This is a genomic window from Gordonia sp. UBA7599 (assembly GCA_002477755.1).
Lineage (GTDB): Bacteria > Actinomycetota > Actinomycetes > Mycobacteriales > Mycobacteriaceae > Gordonia.
The window spans coordinates 1-25523 of the sequence record DLKD01000034.1 but is presented as its reverse complement, the minus strand read 5'-3'; the positions used below and the strand labels follow the sequence as shown (position 1 = coordinate 25523).

Below are 25523 nucleotides of genomic sequence, written 5' to 3'. Positions count from 1 at the left end.
GCGTTCTCCTTATCTCCGCGGCAGGCCCAAGCCGCGCTGTGCGATCACATTCCGTTGAATCTCGTCGGTACCACCCGCTAGATGTAGCGCAGGAACACCGAGCACGAACTCCGACCACGCGAATTCATCGCGCGCGCCGCTGTCGACAAAAGCGTCGGACCCGAGGACCTCGGCGACCAGCGTCGCGATCTCGTCGAGAGCCCGCACCATCAGCATCTTCGCCACCGAGCCCGACATGGGTGCCAGGTGGTGCGTCCACGATCCCGGAGTCAGGGCGGCGCTGGTGCGCATCGCGGTGACCGCGGCGACCGTCTTCGCGATCTGGCGACGGTGGATCGGGTCGGCCTCGGCACCCAATCGGCGCACCAGAGCGACGAGTCGCTCAGTGACGTACGGGGTCAGCGGGCCGGCGGCGCCGCTCATCGTCGACCGTTCACTGCCCAGGCTCGTCGACGCGACCGTCCATCCCTCCCCCACGCCGCCAATGCGTGCGGAGTCGGGAACGCGGACCTCGTCGAGGAACACCTCGTTGAACGCGGCACCACCGGTCATCTGCCGGATCGGGCGGACGGTGACACCGGGGGCATGCATGTCCACGAGGAACATCGTCAGCCCGGCGTGCTTGGGCGCGGCGGGATCGGTGCGCACCAGGGCCTCGCCGACGTCGGCGAGGTGCCCCATCGACGTCCACACCTTCTGCCCGTTCAGTACCCACTCGTCACCCTCGCGGACCGCTCGGGTGGCCACCGACGCCAGGTCGGACCCGGCGCCGGGCTCGGAGAACAGCTGACAACCGATGAGCTCGCCGCGGTAGAGCCCGCCGACGACACGGTTCGCCAGTTCCGGCGCGGCGTGGTGCACGAGCGCCGGGGCGACGATGTTGAGGCCGACGAACAGCGCTTCGCGCGACGGGAAGCCCATGTCCTCGAGCACCTCGTCGAGCACTGCCTGATGTGTCGCCGGCAGCTCCATGCCGCTGAACTCGGCGGGCCCCGACGGCCAGGCCAGTCCCGTGTCGAAGAGCGCCCGCTGGAAGCGTCGCACCTGCTCGACCACGGCCTCGTGGCCTTCGCGCAGTTCCTCGACCGCGGCGATCCGGTCGTCGTCGGCCGGGCGCGCGCCGGTATCACCCGCGTATTCGTCGACCAGCGGCGCCAACCGCTCGCGCAGGTGCGCGGCGAACTCCGTGAGGTCCGTCGGGATCGTCGGCGAGGCAGTCACTACAGGCCGGCCAACCGCAGGGCCAGCTTCTTGGCGTGGTCCATGTCGTAGTGCTTGCGCGCGACCATCCGCTGCGCGTACAGGCCGCCGCCGGACTGAAGCATCGTGACGAGTTGCCAGCCGCCGTAGGCGTCGGCGGTGAAGTCGCGGATCGCGTGGAACAGGCGCAGCCGGTATTCGCCGCTAATGCCTTCCTTGGTCGCCATGTACTTCTCGATGAAGGGCCCGACCTCTTCGCTCTGCAAGTCCTGGATCGACGGCGCGGTGAGGATCGACCCACCACCGATGTCGTGCAGGTGGCGGACCATCAAGCTGTAGTCGGCGGCGGCGTAGTGCTTGGCCGCGTTGGTGTATAGCTCGCTGGGGAAGCACCAGCCCTCTTCGCTGAGCTCGGCGTTGGCGATCGCCGCCTCCAGACCGGCCCGGGTCATCGTCGCGTAGATGACCATCTCGTTGATCTTCTCTTTGATGTGTGGGATGCGCTCGGTGCCGTTGGCCTCGGCGATCAGCTGGGCCAGGCCGACGAGCTGATCGGCGAACTCGGCCATGTGCGCGGTGCCGCCGAGGCGCTCCCACAGCCCGAGAGCATGCGCGAAGGCCGCCGAGTACTCGGTCTGACCGTCGAGGAAGACGCGCTCGTTGGGGACGAACACGTCATCGAAGATGATGAACCCCTCGGGCATGTTGAACTTGCCGCTGACCGGGAAGTCCTCGACGCGCTCGCGCGGGGCGTAACTGGTGTTGACGATGCGCACGCCGGGGGCGTTCACCGGGACCGCGCACGCGACGGCGTAGTCCTCGTCGCCGGGCTTCATGTTCTTGGTCGGCATCACCACGAGTTCGTGACTGACCGAGGCCGACGAGATGTGCAGCTTGGCACCGCGGATCACGATGCCGTCGGGCCGGCGCTCGACGATCCGCGTGTAAACGTCGGGATCGGCCTGTTGCCCGGGCGCCAGCTTGCGGTCGCCCTTGGCGTCGGTGATGGCCTGGACGCAACGCAGGTCGTTTTGCTTGCAGTAGTCGAAGTACTTCTCGATCCGATCGGCCAGCTCGGGGTAGTCCGCGCGCATCCGCGTGGCCGCAGTGATGAGGGCCAGCAGGCCTTGGCTCGTCGTCACGGTGACCATGTCCCAATCGGCGAGGAGTTCCAGGATCTCCTTGAGCTCGCCGGGGCTGTGCGGGATCCGGAAGTAGGGTCCGCTCGCGTCGTCGCCGGGGATGTAATTCTGCTCGTAGCCCTCGCCGACGAGGCTGATCGCGGTGGCGAACTGAGGATGACTGGCGAGGTCCTTGATCTCTTCGCCCTCGGCGAAGGTGCGCCGTCCGTCATCGAGCGACGCCACGTATTCCTCGCGGGTCATCATCGCCATCGGGTTCTCCTTCATAGTGCGCCGGTCTGGCTTGCGGCAGTCGGGCTAGTCTCGGTCTCGTACGGCATGTGGCCCACGCCATTTTCTGATGTTAGATTCAGTTTCAGAAAGTATCAAGCACTTGTCGCGCCGACCCCGAGGAGACGACCACCGTGACAACCGGCGCACTCGACGGAATCCGCGTCCTGGAGATCGGAACACTCATCTCCGGCCCCTTCGCGGGCCGGCTCCTCGGCGACATGGGCGCCGAGGTCATCAAGATCGAGCCGCCCGGGCAACCCGACCCGATCCGGACGTGGGGCCAGGCGGAGGTCGACGGTTACCACTTCATGTGGACCGTCCACGCCCGCAACAAGAAGTCCATCACCCTCAATCTGCGCGAGCCCGACGGCGCGGCGGCGTTCCTCGACCTGATCAAGCGCTCCGACATCGTCGTCGAGAACTTCCGCCCCGGCACCCTGGAGAAGTGGGGCCTGGGCTACGACGTCCTCTCCGACGCCAATCCGGGCATCATCCTGGTGCGCGTATCCGGGTACGGGCAGACCGGTCCGGACGCGGGCAAGGCCGGGTACGCCTCGGTCGCCGAGGCGGCCAGCGGCCTGCGGCACATGAACGGATTCCCCGGCGGGCCACCACCGCGCCTGGCGATCTCGCTGGGCGACTCGCTAGCCGGGATGTTCGCCGCCCAGGGCGCGCTGGCCGCGCTGTACCGCCGCACCATCACCGGGCGCGGGCAGGTCGTCGACACCTCGCTCATCGAGGCTTGTCTGGCCGTCCAGGAGTCCACGATCCCCGACTACGACGTGGGCGGTGTGGTCCGCGGACCGTCGGGCACGCGGCTCAAGGGCATCGCGCCGTCGAACATCTACCAGAGTTCCGACGGCAGCTGGGTGGTCATCGCGGCCAACCAGGACACCGTCTTCCGTCGGCTGGCCACCGCCATGGAACAGCCAGAGCTCGCCGACGACCCGCGCTACGTCGACCACGTCGGGCGCGGCCAACACGAGGACGAACTCGACGAGATCATCGGCGCGTGGGCCGCGCAGCACTCTGCCGCGCAGATCACCGAGATCCTCACGGCCGCCGGTGTCATCTGCGGACCGATCAACACCGTCGCCGAGGTGGTGGCCGATCCGCATCTCAACGCACGCGGTGCCATCGCCGACCACTGGGACGAGCGCTCGCAGCGCACCGTGAAGGGACCCGGAATCGTCCCGCAGCTGTCGGAGAGCCCCGGCAGCGTCCGCAACGCCGGGCCGCCGGCAATGGGCCACAGCAACGACGAGGTGTACCGCGAGCTGCTCGGCTACTCCGACGACGAGGTCGCCCGCCTGCAGAAGGAAGGGGTCATATGAGCACGCACGTAACGATCCGCGACGTCGCCCTGCGCGACGGGCTGCAGATCGAAGACCCGATCCCGCTGGAGGCGAAAGTCGAGCTCCTGGAGGCCATCGTCGCCACCGGGGTCACAGAGGTCGAGGCCACCGCTTTCGTCTCCCCCAGCAAGGTGCCCGCACTCGCCGACGCGGCCGAGCTCGCCGTCGAACTCAAGCGCTTCGGAGACGTGGCGTTCTCCGCGTTGGTCGCCAGCGCGGGCGGCGCGAGTCGTGCGCTGGCCGCCGGACTCTCGTCGATTGAATACGTGGTATCGGCGGCCGACGCCCACAGCACGGCCAACGTCGGGCGCGACACCGAAGCATCCACCGCCCTCATCCCGGAGATCGCCGCGCTGGCCCATGACCACGGCGCCACCGTGGAGGTCATCGTCGCCACCGCGTGGGACTGTCCGTTCGACGGTCCGACCGACCCGCAGCGCGTCGAGCGCGTGGTAGCCGCCGGCGTGGCCGCGGGCGCTGACCGGATTGCGATTGCCGACACCATCGGCACCGCCACCCCCGGGCGCGTCGTCTCGCTCATCGAACGGGTCCGCCCCCTTATCGGCGACCTGCCGCTGGGCGCGCACTTCCACAACACCCGGGGCACCGGCCTGGCCAGCGCCTATGCCGCGGTGACGGCGGGCATCACGCGGCTGGACGCGTCGACCGGCGGCCTCGGCGGCTGCCCGTTCGCACCGGGCGCCAGCGGCAACATCGCCACCGAGGACCTCGTGTACCTACTGCGCGACAGCGGGTACGAGGTCGACGTGGATCTCGACACCGCCATTGCGGCCGCGGCTGTCGCAGAACGCTTGATCGGGCACCCGTTGACCAGCGCACTGCTCGCCGCCGGCGACCGAAAGCACTAAGCGGGCCCGCCGACGAGCCCAAACGCACGCCGACCGAGCCCACCTCAACGCCGACCGAGCGCGATACGCTCACACCCATGCCGCCGCACGACCGCGTAACGATTCGCCGCGCACTTGCCAGCGACGCCGACGCGGCCGTCGACCTGCGCGTGCGGGTCGTCGACGAGGGCATCTGGATGGGGACCGAACCGCCCGTCGATCGCGCCGTCGCCATCGCGGCATTCCACCACTACGTCGATTCCGACGACAAGGGTTCCTTCGTCGCCGTCGTCGGCGAGACCGTCGTCGGGGCGATCGTCGTGTCCTTCGCCCTGCCCGGGGTGACAACCCTGGGCATGAATGTCGACGCCGAGTGGCGCGGACGCGGCATCGGCAAGGCCCTGGTCGAGCAGGTGATCACCTGGAGCCGAGCACATGGCGCACACAAGATCGAATTGGAAGTCTGGCCGCACAATGCCGCGGCCATCGGACTCTACGAGCGCACCGGATTCGAGCGCGAGGGCCTGCGGCGACGCCAATACCGCCGCCGCAACGGCGAGCTGTGGGATGCCATCGTCATGGGCCTGGTCCTCGACACCCAGTCGCCCGGATCCACACTGTCTTAAGGCCGCGCTCAAACGCTCGCAACCGCCCGGCGGCACGCCCGCTCGAACTTGGCAGCACCGGAGTCCTGACACCCGACGCTGACCTGCGACATGCCCCGCCCTTCGACATCGGCGACGCGCACGTACCAGCGGATCGGCGCGCCGGAGTCGGGTGTCTCGCGGTAGGCGGTCACCGACTGACCGGCGTACTGCGCACGCGCAGCGAAGTCACTGACGGCATCATCTCCGCGCTGGCGGATGCGCTCGGCAAGGCTCGCGGCGACCGACTCCGGTGTCGCCCCGGCGCGCAGCGGGCTCACCGCGACGACGATCCGACTACCGGTGCCGGGTTCGACGAATACCGCGCGTGGCGCGGGCTCACCGGCCAGTTCAGTGCGGCGCCAATCGTCGGGAATCTCCACCCGCACCCCGCCGACCACCGCGGGCGCGGCAGTACCGGCATCCGGACGCGTAAACGACACGGCCGACGCCACCCCTAAGACGAGGACAGGTGACGCGACCAACCAGGGCCACCGGCGCACGCGACGATGCTCGAAGCCCTCGATGACCGGGCTCAACGGGGGCAATGGCCGGTGCGCACCGAAGCGGTGCAGCAGCCCCTCGTCGACAGCAACGAGCCGAGCGGAACCGATCACCGCGGAGACCGTACGCATCGCAGCGCCAACGCGCCCCGCTGGCGCGTCGACGACGACTAGGTCGACGGTTCGCGCCGCTGTCCCCAACTCGGCGATCACTGTGCCGACGGCACCCCGGAGCACCAGATGCGCCGCTTCCGCGGCCGCACCACCGACCCGGTGCACGAGCCACTCCCGCCCATCGGTCGCGACCACGAGCAGCGCCGCGACCCCTGCGTCGGCGTGGCTGCGCGCAATGGCGAGCGGCCGGCTCACTGTTGCTGCGCCACGTGGATGACTTCGCTGCCCGCCCGGGTGACAAACTCGCCGCGCCCGGGGATGCGTCGACTCATCCGGGTCTGCCCGACGATGTAGCCCTCATCGCGGTCGCCACTCATCAGCAGCATGTCGGTCGACAGGTCGCGCAGTCGGCCGATCACCGGATCGAACAGCGCGCGCGACACCCCGCCCGAACGGCGGGCCAGGATCAGGTGGAAGCCGATGTCGCGGGCGCTGGACAACAGGTCGACCAACACGAGCAGCGGATTGCCACTGCTTGTTGCGACCATGTCGTAGTCGTCGACGAGTAGGTAGACGTCCGGTCCGGTCCACCAATCCTGTGCGGCAAGTTGCGCCGGGGTCACGTCCTCCGGCGGCAATCGCCCCTCCAGCAGGGTCGCGAGTTCAGCCATGAGCGGGCCTGCCGACGACGCTGAACTGGCATACCCTGCGCGATGTGAGTCGGGTACGCGGCCGAGCATCGTGCGGCGATAGTCGACGACGACGAGCTTGGCCTCCTCGGGAGTCGAGCCGGCGACCAGCCCCGACGCGAGCGTCGTGAGCAGCGTGGTCTTGCCATGCTCGACGTCGGCGAACGCCAGTAGGTGCGGCCGGGCGGTGAAGTCGAGCAGCACCGGCGCGAGGTCGGATTCGCCGACGCCGATCGGTACGACCCCCGAGGGCAGATCAGCCCCGGCACTGACAAGGTGCGCGCGCAGCGCGACGAGGTCCAGGCTGGTCGGCAGGAGCGGTACCGGCGGAGCATGGTCGTCGGGGTGCTGTGCAGCGACGGCCTCGACGAGGTGAGCAGTCCCCTCGTTTTGCCCCAGTCCCGGCACGGCTATCAGTAGGTGCAACCCCTCCGCGGTGATACCCCGGCCGGGCCGGTTGGCCGGGACCAGTTCGGCGTCGCGTCGACTCATCTCCGAGTCAAGCGGATCACCCAGGCGCAGTTCGATCCGCGAACCCATCAGGTCCCGGATCGAGGGATGGATCTGTGCCCACCGTGCCGCCGTGACGACGACGTGCACGCCGTAGGACAGGCCACCGGCGGCGATCGCGGCCAGCTCGGATTCGAGTTCCTCGAACTCGTCGCGCAGCACACCTATGCCGTCGACGACGAGGAACACGTCGCCGTGCGGGTCGGCGGGCTCCCCGTCGACGGTCTCGTACCCGTTGTCGCGGCGACGCCGGAACTCGCGCATGGACTCGATGCCGTGCCGGGCGAATTCGTCCTCGCGACGAGCCATGATCGCGCGCACCTCGGCGAAGGTTCGACGGATACGCTCCGGGTCGGCGCGTGTGGCCACCGAACCGACGTGCGGGAGCCCCACGAGGCTTGCGAGCCCACCGCCGCCGAAGTCGAGGCAGTAGAACTGCACCTGGGCGGGCGTGTGCGTCAGGGCTGCCGCGCACAGAAGCGTTCTGAGGGCCATCGACTTGCCCGCCTGCGGACCACCGACGATGGCCACATTGCCCGCCGCGCCGGAGACATCGACGATGAGCAACTCTCGGCGCTGGTCGTAGGGACGGTCGACGATGCCGACGGGGAGTCGAAGCGCCCCGGTGACGCCGGCGATCTCCCTGGGCAGCGGGTCGACGAGCTCCCCGATGAACGGCGACGCGTCCAATGGCGGCAGCCACACCTCGTGGGCTGGGGAACCGTGGTCGGCCATCGCACCGACGACGACGTCGAGCAGCGACGGCCCGGTGCGCCGGCCGGTGGGCTCGGTCGGCGCGGATTTGGGCTCGCTCGGCGCGGATTTGGGCTCGGTCGGCGACATAGCCGAGAAATCGAGAACCCACCCCGAGCGGCGCGGCCCGCCTACCGAGCCGGCGGCTCCCTCCTCGTCATCGACCTCGTCAGCAACCGGCCCCGACACGTAGCAGGTGTTGAACCGTCGCGGCGACGAGGAGTCGCACTTGAGGTAGGCCGATCCGGGAACGCTCGGCAGGTGGTAGGCGTCCGGGACGCCCAGCACCGAGCGCGACTCGTGGGCCGAGAACGTCTTCAGCCCGATCCGGTAGGACAGGTGCGAGTCGAGCCCGCGCAGCTTGCCCTCCTCCAATCGTTGCGATGCCAGCAGAAGGTGGATGTGCAGCGATCGTCCCAAGCGCCCGATCATCACGAACAGCTCTGCGAAATCGGGCTTCTGCGCGAGCAGCTCGGAGAATTCGTCGACGACCACGAAGAGCGCTGGCAACGGTGGCAGGTCAGCGCCGTCAGCACGGGCCTGCTCGTATTCGGTGACGTTCGCGAAGTTGCCCGCCGCGCGCAGCAATTCCTGGCGCCGGTTCAATTCGCCCCGCAGCGCGTCGCCCATCCGGTCGACCAGTGACAGCTCCTGCTCGAGGTTGGTGATGACCGCGGCGACATGTCTGCTCCGCTCGAGTCCTAGGAAGGTGGCGCCGCCTTTGAAGTCGACGAGGACGAGGTTCAGCTCGTCGGGCGAATGCGTTGCGAGCAAGGCTAGGACGAGAGTGCGCAACAGCTCGGACTTGCCCGACCCGGTGGCTCCGACGCACAGGCCGTGCGGCCCCATCCCGCCGTGCGCGCTCTCCTTGAGGTCGAGTTCGACTGCACTGCCGTCGGGTCCGTAGCCGATCGGCACCCGCAGCCGCTCGCGTCCGGTCCTCCCCCGCCACCGAGCCCCGGGGTCGAACGACCGTGGATCCCCGAGGTCGAGAAGCGCCACCAACCCGGGGTCGGCCGTCGGGCCGTCATCACCGAGGTCGGCCAGCGAGGGGAGCACCGTCGACGGCCGGAATCCTGCCAACCGTCGGGCACATGCCACAGCCTGCGCGACGGTCAGCCGATCGGCGATCGCGAAGTCCTCGAATCCGACCGCCGTCTCGGCAGAAAGGACCGACCCCGAGACACGCAACGCGAGGCCGCGCCGCAACGCGACGTCGCGCATCGAACCGTCGACGGCGAGGATCGCGACACCGTCGATACCGGCGTCGCCGGCCAGTCGTTCGTCGCCCGTCACCTGCCCACCGTCGAGCACGACGACGACCTGGGGGCGGGCCGCGGTCCCCGGCTCACCCCGGGTGAAACGGGTGCGCTCGGCGAACTCGACCGACAGCGCTGACTCCAACTCCTGCAACGAATCCACCAGCAGCACACCCGGCCCGAGTGGGTGTGCGCACTCGCTGCCCCGGTCAGGCCGCGCGGCGTGCGGCAGCCACTTGACCCAATCCCACTGCGCCCGGGCATCTGCTCCGGCGACCACGGCCAATCGCATTTGATCTGGCCCGTGCCACACGGCGAGGTGCACGAGCATGGCCCGTGCCAGGGCACGTACATCGTCGGGGGGACCGTCGACGGCCACCACCGGGAATCCCCGCATCGACACCGCGATGGGCAGTCGGTGCACCGCTGCGTGGGCGCGCAGGAACCGACGCAAGGCGACCATGGCGACCGGTTCCAGGTCCTCCGGCGGCGCCATCTCCGGCGGTACCAGCCGCGTGGCAAGTCGTTGCGATCCGACTCCGACGCGAAGGTGCGCGAAATCGGAGTCGGCGGGGCCGCGCTCCCACATCCGCCGCGACCCGACGATCCTGCTCAGGGCGGTGGGCGTCGGATGGCACCAGCGCAGTGCCGCGGACTGCTCGTCGACGGTGGTGGTTATCTGACCGCGCAGCTGCGCAAGGTAACGGAAGTAGTCGCGGCGCTCCGCCGCCAGTTCGGCCGTGCGCTTGCCCCCGCCTCGGCCACCGGTGGCGAACATGCCGACCATCGACATGAGCATCATCATCGGGAACATCAGGAAGAGCGGATTTGCCAGCACCGACCGTCCACCGGTCACGAACATCAACGCGATCATCCCGACGACCGCGATGACCATGATCGCGGGCAGCGCGGTGGCAGCCAGGGAACCCGGGACCGGGCGCGACACCTCCGGCGGTGCGATCAAGTCAATGTCACCGCCCGGCGCCGGTGGTGGCTGGATGCGTGTCTCCCGGACGAACACGCGCGTCGACTCGGCCATTGATCCCCCCAGATCTCCTGCTCCGACCGCGCTCCCCCGAGCGCCGGTCAGCTCGCAACACTAGCGCCGACACGCCGTCTGGACCGGCGAATCGCCCCAAACCGAGATTCCCCCGATTTCAGTAAGCTTCGCATCGGCCGCCAGTCGTGCGCCCCCTCGGAGAGCGGGGCGCACGACGAGACGATCAGCGCCCGTCGTAGAGGGTGCCGACCACTTCCCCCGTCGCCGAGGTCAGTACGAGCGTGGTGCCGTTGCGCTCGCGCAGGGCCAGTCCGGACGCCCCACTCGCACCGTTCTCGCCCGTGCCCGCCTCCCACAGCACAGAACCATCACGACCGGTCAGGACCACTCCGGCAGGCGTCGCCCGTGCGCGGACCGGGGTCTGCGAGACACCGTCCGGATGGGACGACCACAGCAGTTTCCCACCGGCATCCCGCAGGGCGAGTCCGTACTCGGCGTCGACGGCCAGCGTGGCCGAACCGCCGGACGAACGCAGTGTCTGGCTCGGCAACAAAGACGAGCGACTGTCGGCATCGATCCGGTCGTCGACGAGAGCCTCCCCCAGCAGTGACTGTGGCAGAAGCCTGCGGACCGCATCGGCGTCCCATCCGTTGCCGGACCAGCCCTCTTCGGCGAGCAGCACGATGAGCTTCGTGATCGCCGAGATCGGCGTCATGTCGCGGATCCCGATCGCCCCGGCCTCCGGGAGCCACGCACCGGAGGCGTAGGCGGTGGCGTTCACCGTGCCCGAGAGCACCTGTGTTCCGTCTGCGATCACCACTCCGGCGGCCGTCGCCGCTGCCAGGGCCTTGGCGATGGTGCCGTCGCTGGCCGAATCCGGGTAGCCGGACGGAAAGTTGCCTTCGCCGTAGGACTCCAGGACCAAACCCTTCGCCCCGGTGGCGACAATGGCGTCGACCACCTTCGCGATGAATGCCGGACCATCCGACGTGAACCGCGCCGGCACGGCCGGCACCGGCACCACCGGGCAGTCGTTGATGCGGCCGGCAATGTAGTTCATCCGGTCGCGGGCCCGGGCGAGCACATCCGGGTTAGAGAGCGCCACCTGCGGTGACTGCGGTCCAGCCAGCACCGCGTCTTCGTCGACGGCGAAATCGATGCCGATGATCGCCAGCGGCGCCAAGTTCGGCGAATGGAAGGCATCGTCGTTGTTCGCACTGACCTTGAGTACCCGCGCGCCCCGCATGATCTTGCCGCGGAACGCGACGGTCACCTCGGGCACCCCGGTGAGCGCCATCGCGACCGCCGCACACACGTTCTGGTAGGCGTCGGTGTTGAATCGCAGCGTCAGCGGCTCGTCCGGTGTCGCCTGGAAGAAGAGCGGTACTTGGGAGCCGGTCAGGACCACCGGCTTGTCCTGGACGATCTGCCCAGTGCCGTCGGCGTCGAACGATGACAGCAGGAAGGGCAACGCTCCCGCGGTGTAGGCCATGCTGTCCGTGCCGTGCAGGACGATCCAGGCGTCGTAGTCGACGTAGTCTTCCAGGATCCGACCGCTGATCAGGCACCAGTCACTGGGCTGCAGGTTGGTCGAATCGAGCGTGCCGCTCTTCGACTCGGGAAAATGCAGATCGGTGATGCAGTCGAAAGTCACGTCGGGGTACTGCTCGACGAGTATCGGCTCGACGATCCGCTGGAAGGCCTCGGCGAACTGTGCGGCCGTCATCGGCGACAGCGGCGTCCCGACGCAACTGATAGTGCCGCCGGTGTTGATCACCGCGATGCGCGACGTTGACGTCACTTCGCGGCCTTCCATTCCTGCTCGTACTCCTTGGCGACACGAACGATCCCCTCACCGATGGTGCGGTAGTCCTCTTCGTTCAGGTTCGCCAGTGACAGCCGGATCGACCATGGCGGACCGTCGAAGCCGGAGCCGTTCAACGCGACGATCTCGGTTTGCGCAGCGATCCGGAACAGGATGTCGGCCGGCTCGTAGTTGGCTTTCAGGTACTCGCCGAATTCGGCCGGGTAGTGCTCCTCGGCGTAGGCGAGGAAGTCGAGCTCGATGTAGTAGCCGACACGCAGCGGATCGGGCGCGAGCGTGATGCCGAGGCCCTCGACCAGAGCGTCGAGCCGACGGCGCACCAGGGCCTGGGCGTCCTTACGGTATTGCTTCTCGGTGTCCAGCAGGTCGAACAGCGAGAACAGCGCCAACTGCACCTGCTGCGGGCCTGAGATACCAGCGGTGTGGTTGAGCGCCACGTCACGCGAATCGGCCACCAGCCGCTGTGTGAACGTGAGCGACTCGGAGTCGTCGGTGAACGAGGCGTACCGCTTGGCCAGCCGTGCCTTCACGTCGGCAGGCAGAGCGGCCAGGTGCTTGTCGAGGACGGTGGTCTTCGTCGTGGCGACAGTGCCGAGGCGCCAACCCGTCGCACCGAAGTACTTGGAGTACGAGTACACCAGGATGGTGTTGTCGGGGATCACCGACGCGAGCGAGCGGAAACCGTCGATGAAGGTGCAATAGACGTCATCGGTGATGACGATCAGGTCGGGGTTGTCCTCGGCGATGATCTGCTTGATCTGGGCGACGGTGTCATCGGACACACGGACCGACGGCGGGTTGGTCGGGTTGATGCAGACCAGTAGCTTGATCGACGGATCGCGCAGCTTGTCGATCTGCTCGGGCGAGAACTGCCAGGTGTGCCGACCGTCGGAACCCACCACATCGGCCTCGATGAGGACCTTGTTCAAGGCAAACTCGGGCAGATCGGCGATGTCCAGGTACGGGGTGAACACCGGGGCCATGATGGCCACCGTGTCGCCCTGCGAGAGCAGCGAATTGGCGAAGAGTGTGCCGAAGATGTAGCACATGGCGGCGCTGCCGCCCTCGGTGCCGAACAGGTCGATGTCCTCGGGTGCGGGGAAGCCCTCACCCATCACCGAACCGAGGTACTGGGCGGCGATCTTCGCGGTGAAGGGCGTCATGGCCGGCGGGGACACGTAATGCTCACCGAGGATGTTGTCGGCCAGCTCCCACACGAAGGCGTCGGCGTCCCAGCCCTGCTGCTGCGCCCAGTCGAGGACGGACCCGAGGAAGGCGATGCCCTTCTGGCCTTCGCGCGCGCCGAGCCAGGTGCGCAGGCTCGCCGCGATCCCGCTCTGGTTGGGCTGTGCCAGCAGGTCCGGTGACCACTGCCCGGCATCGCGCGCAGCCTCGACGGCGAAGAGGCCGAACTGGAAGAAGGCATCTCGTGGCGTGGCGGTGACGAAGTTCGGATTGCCCCGGCCTGCATTCAGGAGTGGCGCGCCGGTCCGCTGCTGTTCCTTGCCCGCCAGCGCGATGAGTCGCACCCGCAGTTCGAACGGCGAGAGCTTCTCGAGGTCGGCCATCTCGGGTCGCGAAGGGATCGCGGGTGTGTCGGTCAAGGGAGGCTCCCATTCAGGTGTCGATTACTTTTCCGTATTTGGATCAATTAAATAATGCTACTCAGAACTATGCCGGATGGAACGCCGCCGGCACCGGCGAATCGCGGCTCTGGGATTTCGCCGTTTCGGCCCGCGCCCATCGCGGCGGCTGGTAGACCCTTTCGGGCAAGGGGAGCTTCATCTGGGGGGATGATTCATGACTGCATGGGCACGCGTATGCGTGGCGGGACCGGATTCGAGCGTCGACGTCGGACTGCCGGCCGACCTGCCGATCACCGATTACCTCGACGAATTGGTGCTGCGGTTGGCCGGGCCTCCCGACCCCAAAGCGCCAGCACTCGAATGGACGCTGAGCCCGATCGGCCGCAACGCGATCGACCCGAGCGAGACGCTGCGCAGCGCGGGAGTCGACAATGGGACGCTGCTCGTCTTGCGCGAGGGTCCCGCGGCGGACCCCGCGGTCCTCATCGACGACACACTCGATGCATTGACCGAGTTGACCGACTCCCGTCACCGGTCCTGGTCGCCGCATTCGGCACGAGTCGTCGGCTCGGCCGGTGCAGTCTGCGCCACCGCTGTCGGCGCCGCCGGGCTGATGGTCGCCCGCAGTACTGCCGCACCGCCAACGCAGGCCGCAACGGCGGCAGTGGCCGCCATCGGAGCAGTGTCAGTGCTGGCCGCCGCCCTGTGGACCGGTCGTGCACATCAGCGCGGCGGACCGATCCCCGTCGCACTGTGCGCGATGTCCGCGCTGCTGTGGGCCGCCGTCGGATTCACCGTCGTGCCGGGGCACCCGGGGGCGGCACACGCCCTCCTCGCCGCAGTCGCCGCGATGGTCAGCGCGGCAATCACCCTTCGGCTCACCCACCGTGCACCGATCGCCCACCTCGCGCTGATCACGGCGGGCGCGCTCGCGGCACTGACCTCAGCGGTCGCAGTCGGCGGCCTGGACCGATCGCGGACGGCGGCCCTCATCGGCGTCGTCGCTCTGCTACTAACCTTCGCGGCGCCACGGCTGACCGTGGTCCTCGCCAAGATCCCGCTGCCGCCGGTGCCATCGCCGGGCGAGCCGATCGATGCCGTCGAGGTGCCGCTCCTGCCGACGATCGACGCGGTCGACGCCGTCTCGCTGAGCGCCCTCCCCGACATCGATGCGCTGACACGCCGCGCCGAACACGCCCGTCAGTGCTTGACCGGCCTGTGTGCGGGGGCGGCCGCAGCGGGTGCCGTGGCGATCACGGCGGCCGGGATCGATCCGCCCGACTGGCGCTTCACCGCGGTCGCACTCACCGTCGGGTTCGCATTCGTGCTGCGCGGCCGCTCACACACCGATCTCACGGCGGCAACGGCTCTGATCACCGGAGGTGCGATGGGGGTTCTCGGGTTTCTCGCGGCCGGCATCACCACGGCCGCGGTCACCGACGACCCGACTCGCCCGTTCCCCGACGGCCTGGCCGCCCTCGCCGCCGCCGCGGCAGCGCTGGTGATCGGCGGCTGGGCCGCCGGTCGCACATTCTCGCCGTTACAGCGGCGCGCGGGCGAACTCGCCGAGTATGCGCAACTCGTCGTGCTGCTGCCGATGCTGCTGTGGGTCCTCGAGGTCTACCGGATGATCCGGGAGGCGTGGTGAGCGAACCGCGCACGCCTCGCCTGGTCGACGGAATACGGTTCGGGCGCGTCGCCGCCACCTGCGTCATTGTCGCCGCCCTCGGTGCGCCCGCGACGATCAGCGGCATTGCACCCGCGGCAGCCGTCAACCCGCCGCTGATCGCACCGGTGCCGCCCGGCGAGAACGCACCGGCCGGCAGCGCCGAACAACGGACCAAGTGCGCGATCCCCGTCCCCGCGGACCGACCCACCTCTGCCTCGCGCACGGCTCACACGCTTCTCGACGTCGACCGGGTCCACCGGCTCAGCACCGGCGTGGGTCAGCGCGTCGCAATCATCGACACCGGTGTCACACCGCATCCTCGCCTGCCGCGGATCGTCGACGGCGGCGACTTCGTGTCCACCGGCAACGGCCTGTCCGACTGCGACGCGCACGGCACTCTGGTGGCCGGTCTCATCGCCGCGCGACCCGATCCCGCCGACGACTTCGTCGGACTTGCCCCCGGGGTCACGCTGATCTCCATCCGCCAGTCCAGCGCCGCCTTCTCACCACCGCGGCGCCCTGCGGACGACGACCCGGAGGCCACCGTCGGCAGCGGCTTCGGCTCGGTGGCCGGGCTGGCGGCAGCGGTGATGCGCGCCGTGCGTCTCGGCGCCACCGTCATCAACATCTCCGAAGTCGCCTGCGCCCCGTCGGCGTCGAGTGCAGGTCTGCACGACGCGGATTTGGGCGCGGCACTGCGGCACGCCGTGGACCGCAACGTTGTGGTGGTGGCGGCGGCTGGCAACGTGAGCAACGACGGCGGGTGCCGCGAGCAGAACCCTCCCGCCGGACGGGCCCAGCAGTGGGATTCAGTGCGCACCGTCGCCACGCCCGCCTGGTTCGGCGATGACGTGCTGACCGTCGGATCGGTGGACACGGCCGACGGCTCCCCGTCGCCGTTCAGCCTGGCCGGCCCGTGGGTCGGTGTCGCCGCGCCGGGCACCGACCTGACCAGTCTGGACTCACGACCGGGTCGTGGCGGGCTCGTCGTCGGGCTCAACGGCACCGACTCGACGGTGCCGATCAGCGGCACGAGCTTCGCGACCGCCTACGTCAGCGCCACGGTCGCGCTCGTGCGGGCACGCTATCCGCATCTCGACGCCCGCGCCGTCATGCGGAGGATCACGGCGACGGCCACCGGCAGCGGAGACGGGCCGGATCCGCGCACCGGGCATGGAGTGATCGACCCGCTGGCAGCGCTGACTGCTCAAATCCCCGACGTCGGTGACGCGCGAGCGCAGCGATTCAGTCCGCCGCCGGCGGCCCGCGGCACCAACCCAGTGCCGATGATCGTGGCCCTGTCCGGCGCAGCACTTCTCGTCGTCGTCCTCGCCGTAACCTCGGGTGTCACGCGTCCGCGCATCGAGCCTCTCGACGACGACCTCTGAAGTGTGCCCGGCCGCTAGAGGACGACGAACTTCCCGGTGTCGATGTCGTAGTACGCGGCGACCACCTCGAGCTTGCCCTTGGACACCTCCGCAGCAATCAGCGGATCCTTCAGCACGATGTCGCGGGACTGGATCGCATTGGCCTTGATCGCCTCTGTGAGCAGGTTTTGGTCCGGGGTGACCTCGTTCTTGGCAGCGCGCACGGCCGGCAGGATGTGGTTGACGATGTCGTCGACCGCCCCGCCGGGCATGGCTCCGCCATCGGCCACCCCGACAGCCGCGTCCACCGCGCCGCACTTGGCGTGACCCGCGACGGCGATCAGTGGGACGTGCAGGTGCTCCACCGCGTACTGCAGGCTCCCCAACTCCGATGAGCCGACGACGTTGCCGGCGACGCGGACGACGAACAAGTCGCCAAAGCCCTGATCGGTGACGATCTCGACGGGGACCCGCGAGTCGGCACAGGTGAGGATCGCGGCGAACGGCTCCTGCTTGAGCGCGACCTCCACGCGGCGCATCTCGTCGGTACCCGGGTGAACCTGCTCGCCGTTCAGGTAGCGCTCATTGCCTTTGCGCAGTTCCTCACGGGCTTGCGCCGGTGTCTCGATCTCGGGGCGGTGCACCGGACCGGGCGCCGTCTTGGACGTCGAGGTGGGCGTGGCCTCGTCCTTCTTGTCATCGGTGGAACACGCGGCCAGCGCGGCACCTGCCGCCGCCACACCCGCGACACCGAAAAGCCTCCGACGGTTCATGTCCATAGCCATACGCGAAGGCTACGACGCTGCACCCTGCTCGCACGGCATAACACGCGTTGACGCCGGGGACTTTCGGACCCGGGCCGGCTACTTGGCGGTGCGCGCCGGACGCAATTCGCGGGGCAGCGCGAAAGTCAGCGTCTCCTCGGCGGTGTTGATGGTCTCGACGTTCTCGTAGCCGTACTCGGAGAGAAAGTCGAGCACGCCGCGGACTAGAACCTCGGGCACCGACGCCCCCGACGTCACGCCCACCGTCGTCACACCGTCGAGCCAGGTCGGGTCGATCTCGCGGGCGTAGTCGACGAGGTAGGACGCGGAAGCGCCCGACTGCAGCGCAACCTCGACGAGGCGCACCGAGTTCGACGAGTTCTTCGAGCCCACCACGATCACCAACTCGCAATGCTTGGCCATCGCCTTCACCGCGACCTGCCGGTTCTGGGTGGCGTAGCAGATGTCGTCGCTGGGCGGGTCCTGCAACTGCGGGAACTTCTCGCGCAGGCGGCGCACCGTCTCCATGGTTTCGTCCACCGAGAGCGTCGTCTGCGAGAGCCACACGAGCTGCGCACCCTCGCGGACCTCGACGTCATCGACGTGGTCAGGGCCGTCGACGATCTGGATGTGGTCGGGCGCCTCGCCCGAGGTGCCCTCGACCTCCTCGTGACCCTCGTGGCCGATGAGCAGAATGTCGAAGTCGTCGCGGGCGAAACGCTTGGCCTCCTGGTGGACCTTCGTGACCAACGGGCACGTCGCGTCAATGGTCTGGAGTTTGCGCTGCGCCGCGGACTCGTGGACCGCCGGGGACACCCCATGCGCAGAGAAAACGACGATCGCACCCTCGGGCACCTCGTCGGTCTCCCCGACGAACACCGCACCGCGTTCGGAGAGGGTGTCGACGACGTGGCGGTTGTGCACGATCTCGTGGCGCACGTAGACCGGCGCGCCGTGCTTCTCCAGGGCACGTTCGACGGTCTCCACGGCGCGATCCACCCCGGCGCAGTAACCCCGCGGTTCGGCGAGTAGCACCCGCTTGCCGCCGCTGTGCGCGACGGAGCTGGTGGCACCGGGAATCCCCATGTTGACGGTTGGCGGCATGGATTCAGGGTACGTTTCCCCGGCGTGGCCGGGCCAGCCGTAGGCTGGTGCCCATGGCTCAAGCACCGTACGGGATCCGCCTGCTGGTCGGCGTGGCCGTGACCGCCATCGAAGAGACCCGCAAGCTGCCGCAAACCATCGTGATGTATCCGATGACGTTCGCGAGCACCATCGCGCAGCTGGTGATGAAGGTGCAGCAGGATCTCGCGGGCTTCGCCATCAAGGGCGACGCCGCCCTGGAGATGGTGTTCCCGCCCAAAGAGGAGAAGCCCGACTGGGCGACGTTCGACGAGGACGACGAGCCGGAGCCCGAGACCCCGACCGCCAACGGGGAGCGTGCGACCGAGGGGCGGTTCGCCTTGTATTCGGTGACCGACCCGCCGGGGCGGACCGCAGGCGCCAGGGCGGCAACCGGGGCGAAGAAGACCGCCGAGGAACCTGCCAAGCCGGCCGCCGAACCGCCGGCCATCGCCGGTGAACTCGACTACGACTCACTGACCCTGGCCCAACTGCGGGCCCGCATCCAGTCCCTGACTGTCGCCGACCTCAGGGCACTGCTGGCCTACGAGGAATCCGCCAAAGCCCGCGCCCCGTTCCAGACGCTGCTGGCCAACAGGATCACCCGCGCGACCGCCAAGTGACCAGCGCGCAGGGCAGCTCGGCGGAGAACCCGTTCCCGGTCCGGGCGGTCGCCACCCGGGTTGCGGCCTGGATCGACAAGCTCGGCACGGTCTGGGTCGAGGGTCAGCTGACCCAGATCAACCTGCGCAGCTCGACGGCGTACATGGTGCTTCGTGACCCCGCCGCCAACATGTCGCTGGACATCATCTGCCCGCGTGACCTGGTGGCCGCGGCGCCGGTGAAACTCACCGAGGGCACCCAGGTCATCGTCCGCGGCAAGCCCAGCTTCTACACCGTGCGCGGATCGTTCTCGTTGCGGGTCAACGCGATTCGCGCGGTCGGGCTCGGCGAGCTGCTGGCCCGGATCGAGCGGCTGCGCCGCCTGCTGGAGGCCGAGGGACTGTTCGACCCGCGGCTCAAGCGGCCGCTGCCGTTCCTGCCCAAGGCCGTCGGTCTCATCTCCGGCCGGGCCTCCGCCGCCCAGCGCGACGTGGTGGCCGTGGCCACCGCCCGCTGGTCGTCGGTGCGGTTTGAGATCCGCGACGCCACCGTGCAGGGTCCGGCGGCGGTGCCGAGCATCCTGCCGCTGCTCGCCGAACTCGACGCCGCCGAACACGTCGAGGTGATCATCATCGCCCGCGGCGGCGGCAGCGTCGAAGACCTGCTCCCCTTCTCCGACGAAACCCTGCTGCGGGCGGTGTCCGCGTGCCGCACCCCGGTGATCAGCGCCATCGGCCACGAACCCGACAGCCCGCTGCTCGACCATGTGGCCGACGTGCGCGCCGCCACCCCCACCGACGCCGCCAAACGCGCGGTGCCCGACGTGTCCGCCGAACTCACCGCGATCGCCGAACTGCGCCGCCGCAGCGCCCACGCCCTGCGCAACTGGGTGCACCGCGAGGAACGCGGCCTGGCCGGGCTCCGCGCCCGGCCGGTGCTCGCCAGACCGCTCACCATGATCGATGCCCGCGCCGACGACATCACCCGCATGCGGTCGGCGCTGCGCCGCGACATCACCCGGGCCGTCGACGGTGAACAGCGCCGCATCGAACACCTGTCGGCCCGGCTGAGTACGCTCGGCCCCGCACAGACCCTGGCCCGCGGCTACGCGGTGGTGCAGCGACTCGACATCGACGACCCGCACGCGGTGTCTTCGGTGGACGACCTGCCCGCGGGCGCGAGAATCCGGATCCGGGTCGCCGACGGCTCCGCCCCGGCAGTCATCGACACAGCCGCCGTTGAAGCTAAGGAAGAGCAGTGACCAAGGACGAACGACAGCCGGTGGCCGAACTCGGCTACGAAGCGGCCCGCGACGAACTGGTCGAGGTGGTCACGCTGCTCGAACGCGGCGGACTCGACCTCGATGCCTCACTGGCCCTGTGGGAACGGGGCGAAGCACTGGCGGCCCGCTGCGAAGAACACCTCGCCGGTGCCCGCGACCGCATCGAAAAGGCCCTCAATACCGAGGACTAGCCGGCGGGCTCGGGCAGCGGCTCCTGCGTTACCCAATCCCGCCCACCAACTAGCCGGCCGGCTTGGGCAGCGGCTCCTGCGTTACCCAATCCCGCCCACCAACTAGCCGGCCGGCTTGGGCAGCGGCTCCTGCGTTACGACGCCCACCGCGATTTTTTCGATGTCGGCGTCGAGACCCTTCGAGCGGACGCCGATGCGGACGTCACCGAGGTCGGTGATCCAGAACTTGTTCTTGTCCTCACCGTCGTAGACCACCCATGAGTGGCCGCCCGCGTCGCGCTTGCCCGCGCCCATCGCGTCGAAACCGCCGAGGAAGGCGACCAGCTCGTCCTCGGGGGCACTGGTCTGCGTCAGCTGGACGTACGAGCCCTTTTTGCTGACCCAGCCGACGTTGCTCGCCACGCTGCCACCGACCATCTGCGTCGATCCCGAATTGGGCTTCCAGCCGTCGGGGGTTGCCGGACGGCGGATCGGGAACGGCATCGACCGGGCGTCGGCGACGAGCGCGGCCGACACGTCGAATGCGGGCACCTTGTCGTCACCGTTGCCGGCCTTGAGGCCGAACGTCCAGTTACCCGACGCGAACAGCACGAAGATGCACACCCCGAGCAGCGCGAGGACGGTCCAGATCATGTCCCGCCCGTCCTGCAGGATCCGTGGTTTACCGGTGGCCATGACGACCAACATAAACCGGCCTGTAGCTCACACCGAAATCACGACTTCACGCCGCCCGCGGTCAGACCCGAGACGATGCGCCGCTGGAACAGCAGCACCATGATCACCAGCGGGACCGTCACGATCGCGCCCGCGGCCATGATCGTGGTGTATGGCTGGGTGAACGAGTTCTCTCCCGAAAATCGGGCGATGGCCACGGTCACCGGTTCGGTATCCTGCGTCGACAGCTGACTGGAGAGCATGAACTCGTTCCAGGTGGCGATGAACGCGAGGATGGCCGTGGTGAACAGGGCCGGCGCGGCCAACGGCAGCACGATCAGCCGGAAGGCCTGAGTCCGGGTCGCGCCGTCGATTCGGGCGGCCTCTTCCAGTTCCCACGGCATGTCGTTCATGAACGAGGTGAGTGTGTATACCGTCAGCGGCAGCACGAACGAGATGTTCGGGATGATCAGCGCCTGATAGCTACCGATCCAGTTCAGGTCACCGAACAGCTGGAACATCGGCGTGATCAGGGCCACGCCCGGAAACATCGACGCCGCCAGGATGATGCCGCTGACGATGTACTTGCCGCGGAACGCGACACGGGCCAGCGCGTACGAGGCGAAGATGCCCAGGATCAATGCCACCGCGGTGGTGACGGCACCGATCAGCAGGCTGTTGACGATGGCGGCGAGGAAGTCGTTGCTCTTCTCCGTCGACAGGGCGTCCCGGAAATTCTGGAAGGTGACATGGGTGGGCCACCATGTGGTGTCGAAGGTGTGTTTGACGTCCCGGAAGGCGGTGATGACCATCCAGTAGAACGGCGCCAGCCCCCACACCAGGATCAGCAGCACGCCGCCGTAGGTGCGGATTGCCTGAAAGATCTTGCGCCGGTTACGTGTCTGCACGCTCGACGCCATGCGTACCGGCGTTGCGGTCGTCACCGGACTCCCTTTCGCTGCTCTTCCTGCGTGCGAACCACGTTGGCGCCCAAGAACTTCACCATGATGAACGCGACCGCGAAGATCATCAGGAAGACCATCGTCGACAATGCCGAGGCACTGTTGAAATTGCCGCTGCGCATCTCATCGACCACCAGGATCGACACGGTGGCAGTCGGGCTCGCACCGCTGGTACTGGTTAGGATCGCCGGCAGATCGTACATGCGCAGCACATCAAGAGTCCGGAACAGCACCGCCACCATGAGCGCCGGCTTCACCAGCGGCAGGGTGATGTGCACGAACTGTTTCCACTTCGACGCACCGTCGACGCGGGCCGCTTCGTATACGTCGGACGGGATCAGTTGCAGCCCGGCCAGAATCAGCAGCGCCATGAACGGCGTGGTCTTCCACACGTCCGCGATGATCACCGCGAACCGCGACGTCCACGGGTCGGTGGTCCAGGCGATGTCGGTGCCGAACATCTTATTGGCGATGCCGTTCTCGGCGAAGATGAAGAACCAGAGCTTGGCGGTGACCGCGGTCGGGATCGCCCAGGGGATGAGCACGCTGGCCCGCAGCAGCGAACGACCCACGAAGGTGCGGTTCATCACCGTGGCCATCCACAACCCGAGCACCACCTCGATGGCGACGGTGACGACGGCGAAGAAGAAGGTGATCCCCACCGCCTGCCAGAAGTCACTGCCGAGATTGCCGTCGGGGCAACTGCCGGCACCGGTCCCGCAGTCGCCGGTCAGCCACATGAGGTAGTGCTGGAATCCGGCGAAGCCACCGGACTCGAAGCGGCCGGTCTCCTCGTTCAGGCCGGCGTCGTCCTGAAACGACAGGTAAACGGCACGCAGGACCGGGTAGGCGATGACCACCGCCAGCACCGCCATGGTGGGTGCCAGCAGCCAGAACGCCCGGAGATCCCGGCCCTGAGTGCGTTTGGTGAGCGGCCCCATCACGTCCGGTCAGACCGGACGCGACGGGGCCGGACCCGCGAAATCACTTGGTCGCGACCTTGATCGCCGCGTCGATGTCGGCGGCGGCCTGATCGACGGTCTTGGATCCGTTCAGCGCGGCGTAGGTGTTGTCCTGGATCGCCTTGCTCACACCGTTGTAGTACGGGGTGACCGGGCGCGGCTTGGCATTCTCCAGTGCGTCCTTGAGCGCCGGGAGGTACGGGAACTCCTTGACCAGCCCCTTGTCGTCGTAGATCGAGGCCAGCACCGGCGGGAACGAGGCCTTGGCGAACGACTTCTGGTTCTCCGCGCTCTGGATGTACTTGATGAAGTCCAGCGCGGTGGCCTTGTGCTTGGAGTAGACGTTGATCCCGTCGTTGTAACCGCCGAGCGTCGAGGCGCCGGCACCGTCGGGTCCGACGATGGCCGCGACACCGAACTTGCCCTTCACTTTCGACTCGGCATCGCCGGCGTTGGTGTACATGTACGGCCAGTTGTAGGCGTAGGCCGACTCACCGCCGACGAAGGACAGGTTGGTCTCCTCCTCGGTGAAACCGGTGGCCTTCTTGGGGATCAGGCCCTTCTTGTAGGCGTCGACGAGAGCCGACAGACCCTCCTTCGCCTTGGTGGAGTTGACCTCGGGGGTCTTGCCGTCGGAGCCCACGACCTGGCCACCCCACGAATGGATGAACTGGCTGGCGTTGACGGTCAGACCCTCGTACTGCTTGAGCTGGGTGACCAGGCAATCGACCTTCTTGGCCTTGGCCTTGGCGCAGCTCTCGGTGAGCGCCGCCCAGTTCTCCGGGGCCTTGTTGCCCACGATGTCCTTGCGGTAGTAGAGGAGCTGCGCGTTGGTGTTCTGCGGGCCCGCGTAGAGGACATCGCGGTAGGTGGCACTCTCGACGGTCGCCGGCAGCAGCCCGGCGGTGTCGATGGCCAGGTCGCCGGTGAGCGGTTCCAGCCAGCCGTTGGCGGCGAACTCCGCGGTCCAGGTGACGTCGAGCGCCATCACGTCGAACTCGCTGTTCTTGGCCTGTAGGGACTGGACGAGGCGTGAGCGCTGGTCGTCGGCCTCACCAGGGAGCTCGACGAGCTTGACCTGCTCGTCGGCGTGGGCCTTGTTCCACGAGGCGACGACCGGCCGGATGAGGTCGAGGTCGTTCTTGCCCATGGCGAACGAGATGGCGCCGCGGCCGTCGAGGTTCTTGCCGGCCGAATCGTCGGCGCTGTCGCCGTCGTCGGAGCAGGCCGAGAGCACAAGTGCTGATGCCACCGAAAGCGCAACGGCGAACATACCGCCGCGGCCAAACCGGGTCCTGGTACCCATAGTTCTCCTGTTCACAGGTCTGGTCGAGAATTTTCGCCGCACACACGACATGACACGTGGGTCGCGGGTCACACCAAGCTCAGGCAAAGTATCACATCCGCAAGGTGACGTGGCTTACAACCGCTTACCCGTGATCGTCGAGAACAGATGCACCCGGGACACGTCGACGGCGAGGTTCAAGCGGTCGCCCTTGTGTGGCGGATAACGCCAATCGGCCCGCGCCACCAGCGATGCCTGCGCACCGAACAGTTCGGTACTTCCGTACAGGAACGCGTCGGAGCCTAGTTCCTCCACGACGTCGACGTCCACCGGCAGCGACTGCGGCACCGACCGCCCGTCGACGATGGCCAGGTCCTCGGGCCGGATACCCACCACCACCTCGTCGGCGTCGAGGTTGGCCGACGACGGCGGCGGGATGGAGATCCCGCCGAGTTCGATGCCACTCAGACCCACCGGCACGGTGAACAGATTCATCGCCGGCGAGCCGATGAATCCGGCGACGAACAGGTTGTCGGGCTTGGCGTACAGGTCGCGCGGCGTGGCGCACTGCTGCAGCACGCCCTTGTCGAGCACCGCCACCCGATCCCCCATCGTCATCGCCTCCACCTGATCGTGGGTGACGTAGAGCATCGTGGCGCCGATGGACTGGTGCAGGCGCTTGATCTCCACGCGCACCTGCGCGCGCAGCGCGGCGTCGAGGTTGCTCAGCGGCTCGTCGAAGAGAAACACCTGCGGGCGGCGGGCGATGGCGCGACCCATGGCGACGCGCTGCCGCTGGCCGCCGGACATCTCGCGGGGGTAGCGGTCGAGCAGGTGGCCGATGCCGAGCATGGCGGCCACCTCGTCGACGCGCTTGCGGATGTCGTCCTCGGGCGTCTTGCGCAGGCGCAGCCCGAAGGCGACGTTGTCGCGCACCGTGAGGTGCGGATAGAGCGCGTAG

Annotated in this window: 21 protein-coding genes; 8 read left to right on the top strand and 13 right to left on the bottom strand. The window is 68.2% G+C overall.

Annotated features, from left to right (window positions below):
• Positions 1–9 precede the first annotated feature (9 nt).
• Together B4L26_RS03885 and B4L26_RS03880 are read right to left on the bottom strand one after the other, a co-directional pair.
• Entirely contained in the window at positions 10–1221 is a 1212-nt protein-coding gene (locus tag B4L26_RS03885) for an acyl-CoA dehydrogenase family protein (RefSeq protein WP_290716057.1), read from the bottom strand.
• Positions 1221–2594 carry a 4-hydroxyphenylacetate 3-hydroxylase N-terminal domain-containing protein gene (locus B4L26_RS03880; RefSeq protein WP_290716055.1) on the bottom strand — a complete coding sequence of 458 codons (1374 nt, stop codon included), beginning with the start codon at positions 2592–2594 and terminating at the stop codon, positions 1221–1223. Before B4L26_RS03880 ends, B4L26_RS03885 begins: the two co-directional genes overlap by 1 nt.
• A gap of 152 nt (positions 2595–2746) precedes the next feature.
• On the opposite strand from B4L26_RS03880, the gene B4L26_RS03875 reads away from it, so the two are divergent.
• The 3 genes from B4L26_RS03875 (at position 2747) to B4L26_RS03865 (ending at position 5444) form a co-directional block, all read left to right on the top strand.
• A complete protein-coding gene (locus B4L26_RS03875) occupies positions 2747–3949 on the top strand; it encodes a CaiB/BaiF CoA transferase family protein (RefSeq protein ID WP_290716053.1) in 1203 nt (400 codons plus the stop codon).
• A complete protein-coding gene (locus B4L26_RS03870) occupies positions 3946–4839 on the top strand; it encodes a hydroxymethylglutaryl-CoA lyase (protein ID WP_290716050.1) in 894 nt (297 codons plus the stop codon). Before B4L26_RS03875 ends, B4L26_RS03870 begins: the two co-directional genes overlap by 4 nt.
• A 77-nt stretch (positions 4840–4916) precedes the next feature.
• Positions 4917–5444, top strand: coding sequence for a GNAT family N-acetyltransferase (locus B4L26_RS03865; RefSeq protein WP_290716048.1), 528 nt, complete (start codon positions 4917–4919; stop codon positions 5442–5444).
• An 8-nt stretch (positions 5445–5452) separates the two neighbouring features.
• Here B4L26_RS03865 and B4L26_RS03860 read toward each other — a convergent pair whose 3' ends face one another.
• From B4L26_RS03860 to B4L26_RS03845, 4 genes are all read right to left on the bottom strand, one after another.
• Positions 5453–6334 (bottom strand): type VII secretion-associated protein, encoded by an 882-nt coding sequence (locus tag B4L26_RS03860; protein WP_290716044.1) that lies wholly within the window; start codon positions 6332–6334, stop codon positions 5453–5455.
• Positions 6331–10329: a type VII secretion protein EccCa gene (gene eccCa, locus B4L26_RS03855; RefSeq protein ID WP_290716041.1), complete on the bottom strand. Its 3999-nt coding sequence runs from the start codon at positions 10327–10329 to the stop codon at positions 6331–6333. The genes B4L26_RS03860 and eccCa overlap by 4 nt, the downstream gene beginning before the upstream one ends.
• Before the next feature lie 184 nt (positions 10330–10513).
• The gene (locus B4L26_RS03850) at positions 10514–12106 is read right to left on the bottom strand and encodes an asparaginase domain-containing protein (RefSeq protein WP_290716040.1); all 1593 of its coding nucleotides are present in this window, start codon (positions 12104–12106) and stop codon (positions 10514–10516) included.
• Positions 12088–13719, bottom strand: coding sequence for a bifunctional aspartate transaminase/aspartate 4-decarboxylase (locus B4L26_RS03845; RefSeq protein ID WP_290716038.1), 1632 nt, complete (start codon positions 13717–13719; stop codon positions 12088–12090). The genes B4L26_RS03850 and B4L26_RS03845 overlap by 19 nt, the downstream gene beginning before the upstream one ends.
• 196 nt (positions 13720–13915) lie before the next feature.
• On the opposite strand from B4L26_RS03845, the gene eccD reads away from it, so the two are divergent.
• Both eccD and mycP read left to right on the top strand, forming a co-directional pair.
• Positions 13916–15349, top strand: coding sequence for a type VII secretion integral membrane protein EccD (gene eccD, locus B4L26_RS03840; RefSeq protein WP_290716036.1), 1434 nt, complete (start codon positions 13916–13918; stop codon positions 15347–15349).
• On the top strand, positions 15346–16758 hold the full coding sequence (mycP, locus tag B4L26_RS03835; RefSeq protein ID WP_290716034.1) for a type VII secretion-associated serine protease mycosin: 1413 nt from the start codon (positions 15346–15348) through the stop codon (positions 16756–16758). Before eccD ends, mycP begins: the two co-directional genes overlap by 4 nt.
• A gap of 14 nt (positions 16759–16772) precedes the next feature.
• Here mycP and B4L26_RS03830 read toward each other — a convergent pair whose 3' ends face one another.
• A complete protein-coding gene (locus B4L26_RS03830) occupies positions 16773–17522 on the bottom strand; it encodes a carbonic anhydrase (protein WP_290716030.1) in 750 nt (249 codons plus the stop codon).
• Between the two features lie 78 nt (positions 17523–17600).
• On the bottom strand, positions 17601–18605 hold the full coding sequence (locus B4L26_RS03825) for a 4-hydroxy-3-methylbut-2-enyl diphosphate reductase (protein WP_290716028.1): 1005 nt from the start codon (positions 18603–18605) through the stop codon (positions 17601–17603).
• A 53-nt stretch (positions 18606–18658) separates the two neighbouring features.
• Between B4L26_RS03825 and B4L26_RS03820 the strand changes: the two genes are divergently transcribed.
• The 3 genes from B4L26_RS03820 to B4L26_RS03810 are packed head-to-tail and all read left to right on the top strand — an operon-like array spanning position 18659 to position 20699.
• Positions 18659–19246: a lipid droplet-associated protein gene (locus tag B4L26_RS03820; protein WP_290716026.1), complete on the top strand. Its 588-nt coding sequence runs from the start codon at positions 18659–18661 to the stop codon at positions 19244–19246.
• Complete coding sequence (gene xseA / locus B4L26_RS03815; RefSeq protein ID WP_290716024.1) at positions 19243–20487, top strand: exodeoxyribonuclease VII large subunit; 1245 nt, start codon at positions 19243–19245, stop codon at positions 20485–20487. The genes B4L26_RS03820 and xseA overlap by 4 nt, the downstream gene beginning before the upstream one ends.
• Positions 20484–20699 carry an exodeoxyribonuclease VII small subunit gene (locus tag B4L26_RS03810; protein ID WP_005185956.1) on the top strand — a complete coding sequence of 72 codons (216 nt, stop codon included), beginning with the start codon at positions 20484–20486 and terminating at the stop codon, positions 20697–20699. The genes xseA and B4L26_RS03810 overlap by 4 nt, the downstream gene beginning before the upstream one ends.
• A gap of 102 nt (positions 20700–20801) precedes the next feature.
• Here the strand turns inward: B4L26_RS03810 and B4L26_RS03805 are convergent, their stop codons facing one another.
• The 5 genes from B4L26_RS03805 to B4L26_RS03785 all read right to left on the bottom strand — a co-directional run.
• Positions 20802–21374, bottom strand: coding sequence for a DUF4245 domain-containing protein (locus tag B4L26_RS03805; RefSeq protein ID WP_040514813.1), 573 nt, complete (start codon positions 21372–21374; stop codon positions 20802–20804).
• Positions 21375–21412: 38 nt separating this feature from the next.
• The gene (locus tag B4L26_RS03800; RefSeq protein WP_040514774.1) at positions 21413–22273 is read right to left on the bottom strand and encodes a carbohydrate ABC transporter permease; all 861 of its coding nucleotides are present in this window, start codon (positions 22271–22273) and stop codon (positions 21413–21415) included.
• Between the two features lie 20 nt (positions 22274–22293).
• Positions 22294–23256 carry a carbohydrate ABC transporter permease gene (locus B4L26_RS03795; protein ID WP_005185959.1) on the bottom strand — a complete coding sequence of 321 codons (963 nt, stop codon included), beginning with the start codon at positions 23254–23256 and terminating at the stop codon, positions 22294–22296.
• A gap of 43 nt (positions 23257–23299) precedes the next feature.
• The gene (locus B4L26_RS03790; RefSeq protein ID WP_005185960.1) at positions 23300–24583 is read right to left on the bottom strand and encodes an ABC transporter substrate-binding protein; all 1284 of its coding nucleotides are present in this window, start codon (positions 24581–24583) and stop codon (positions 23300–23302) included.
• A gap of 114 nt (positions 24584–24697) precedes the next feature.
• On the bottom strand, positions 24698–25523 hold an 826-nt coding region (locus tag B4L26_RS03785; protein WP_290716015.1), incomplete at its 5' end, for an ABC transporter ATP-binding protein.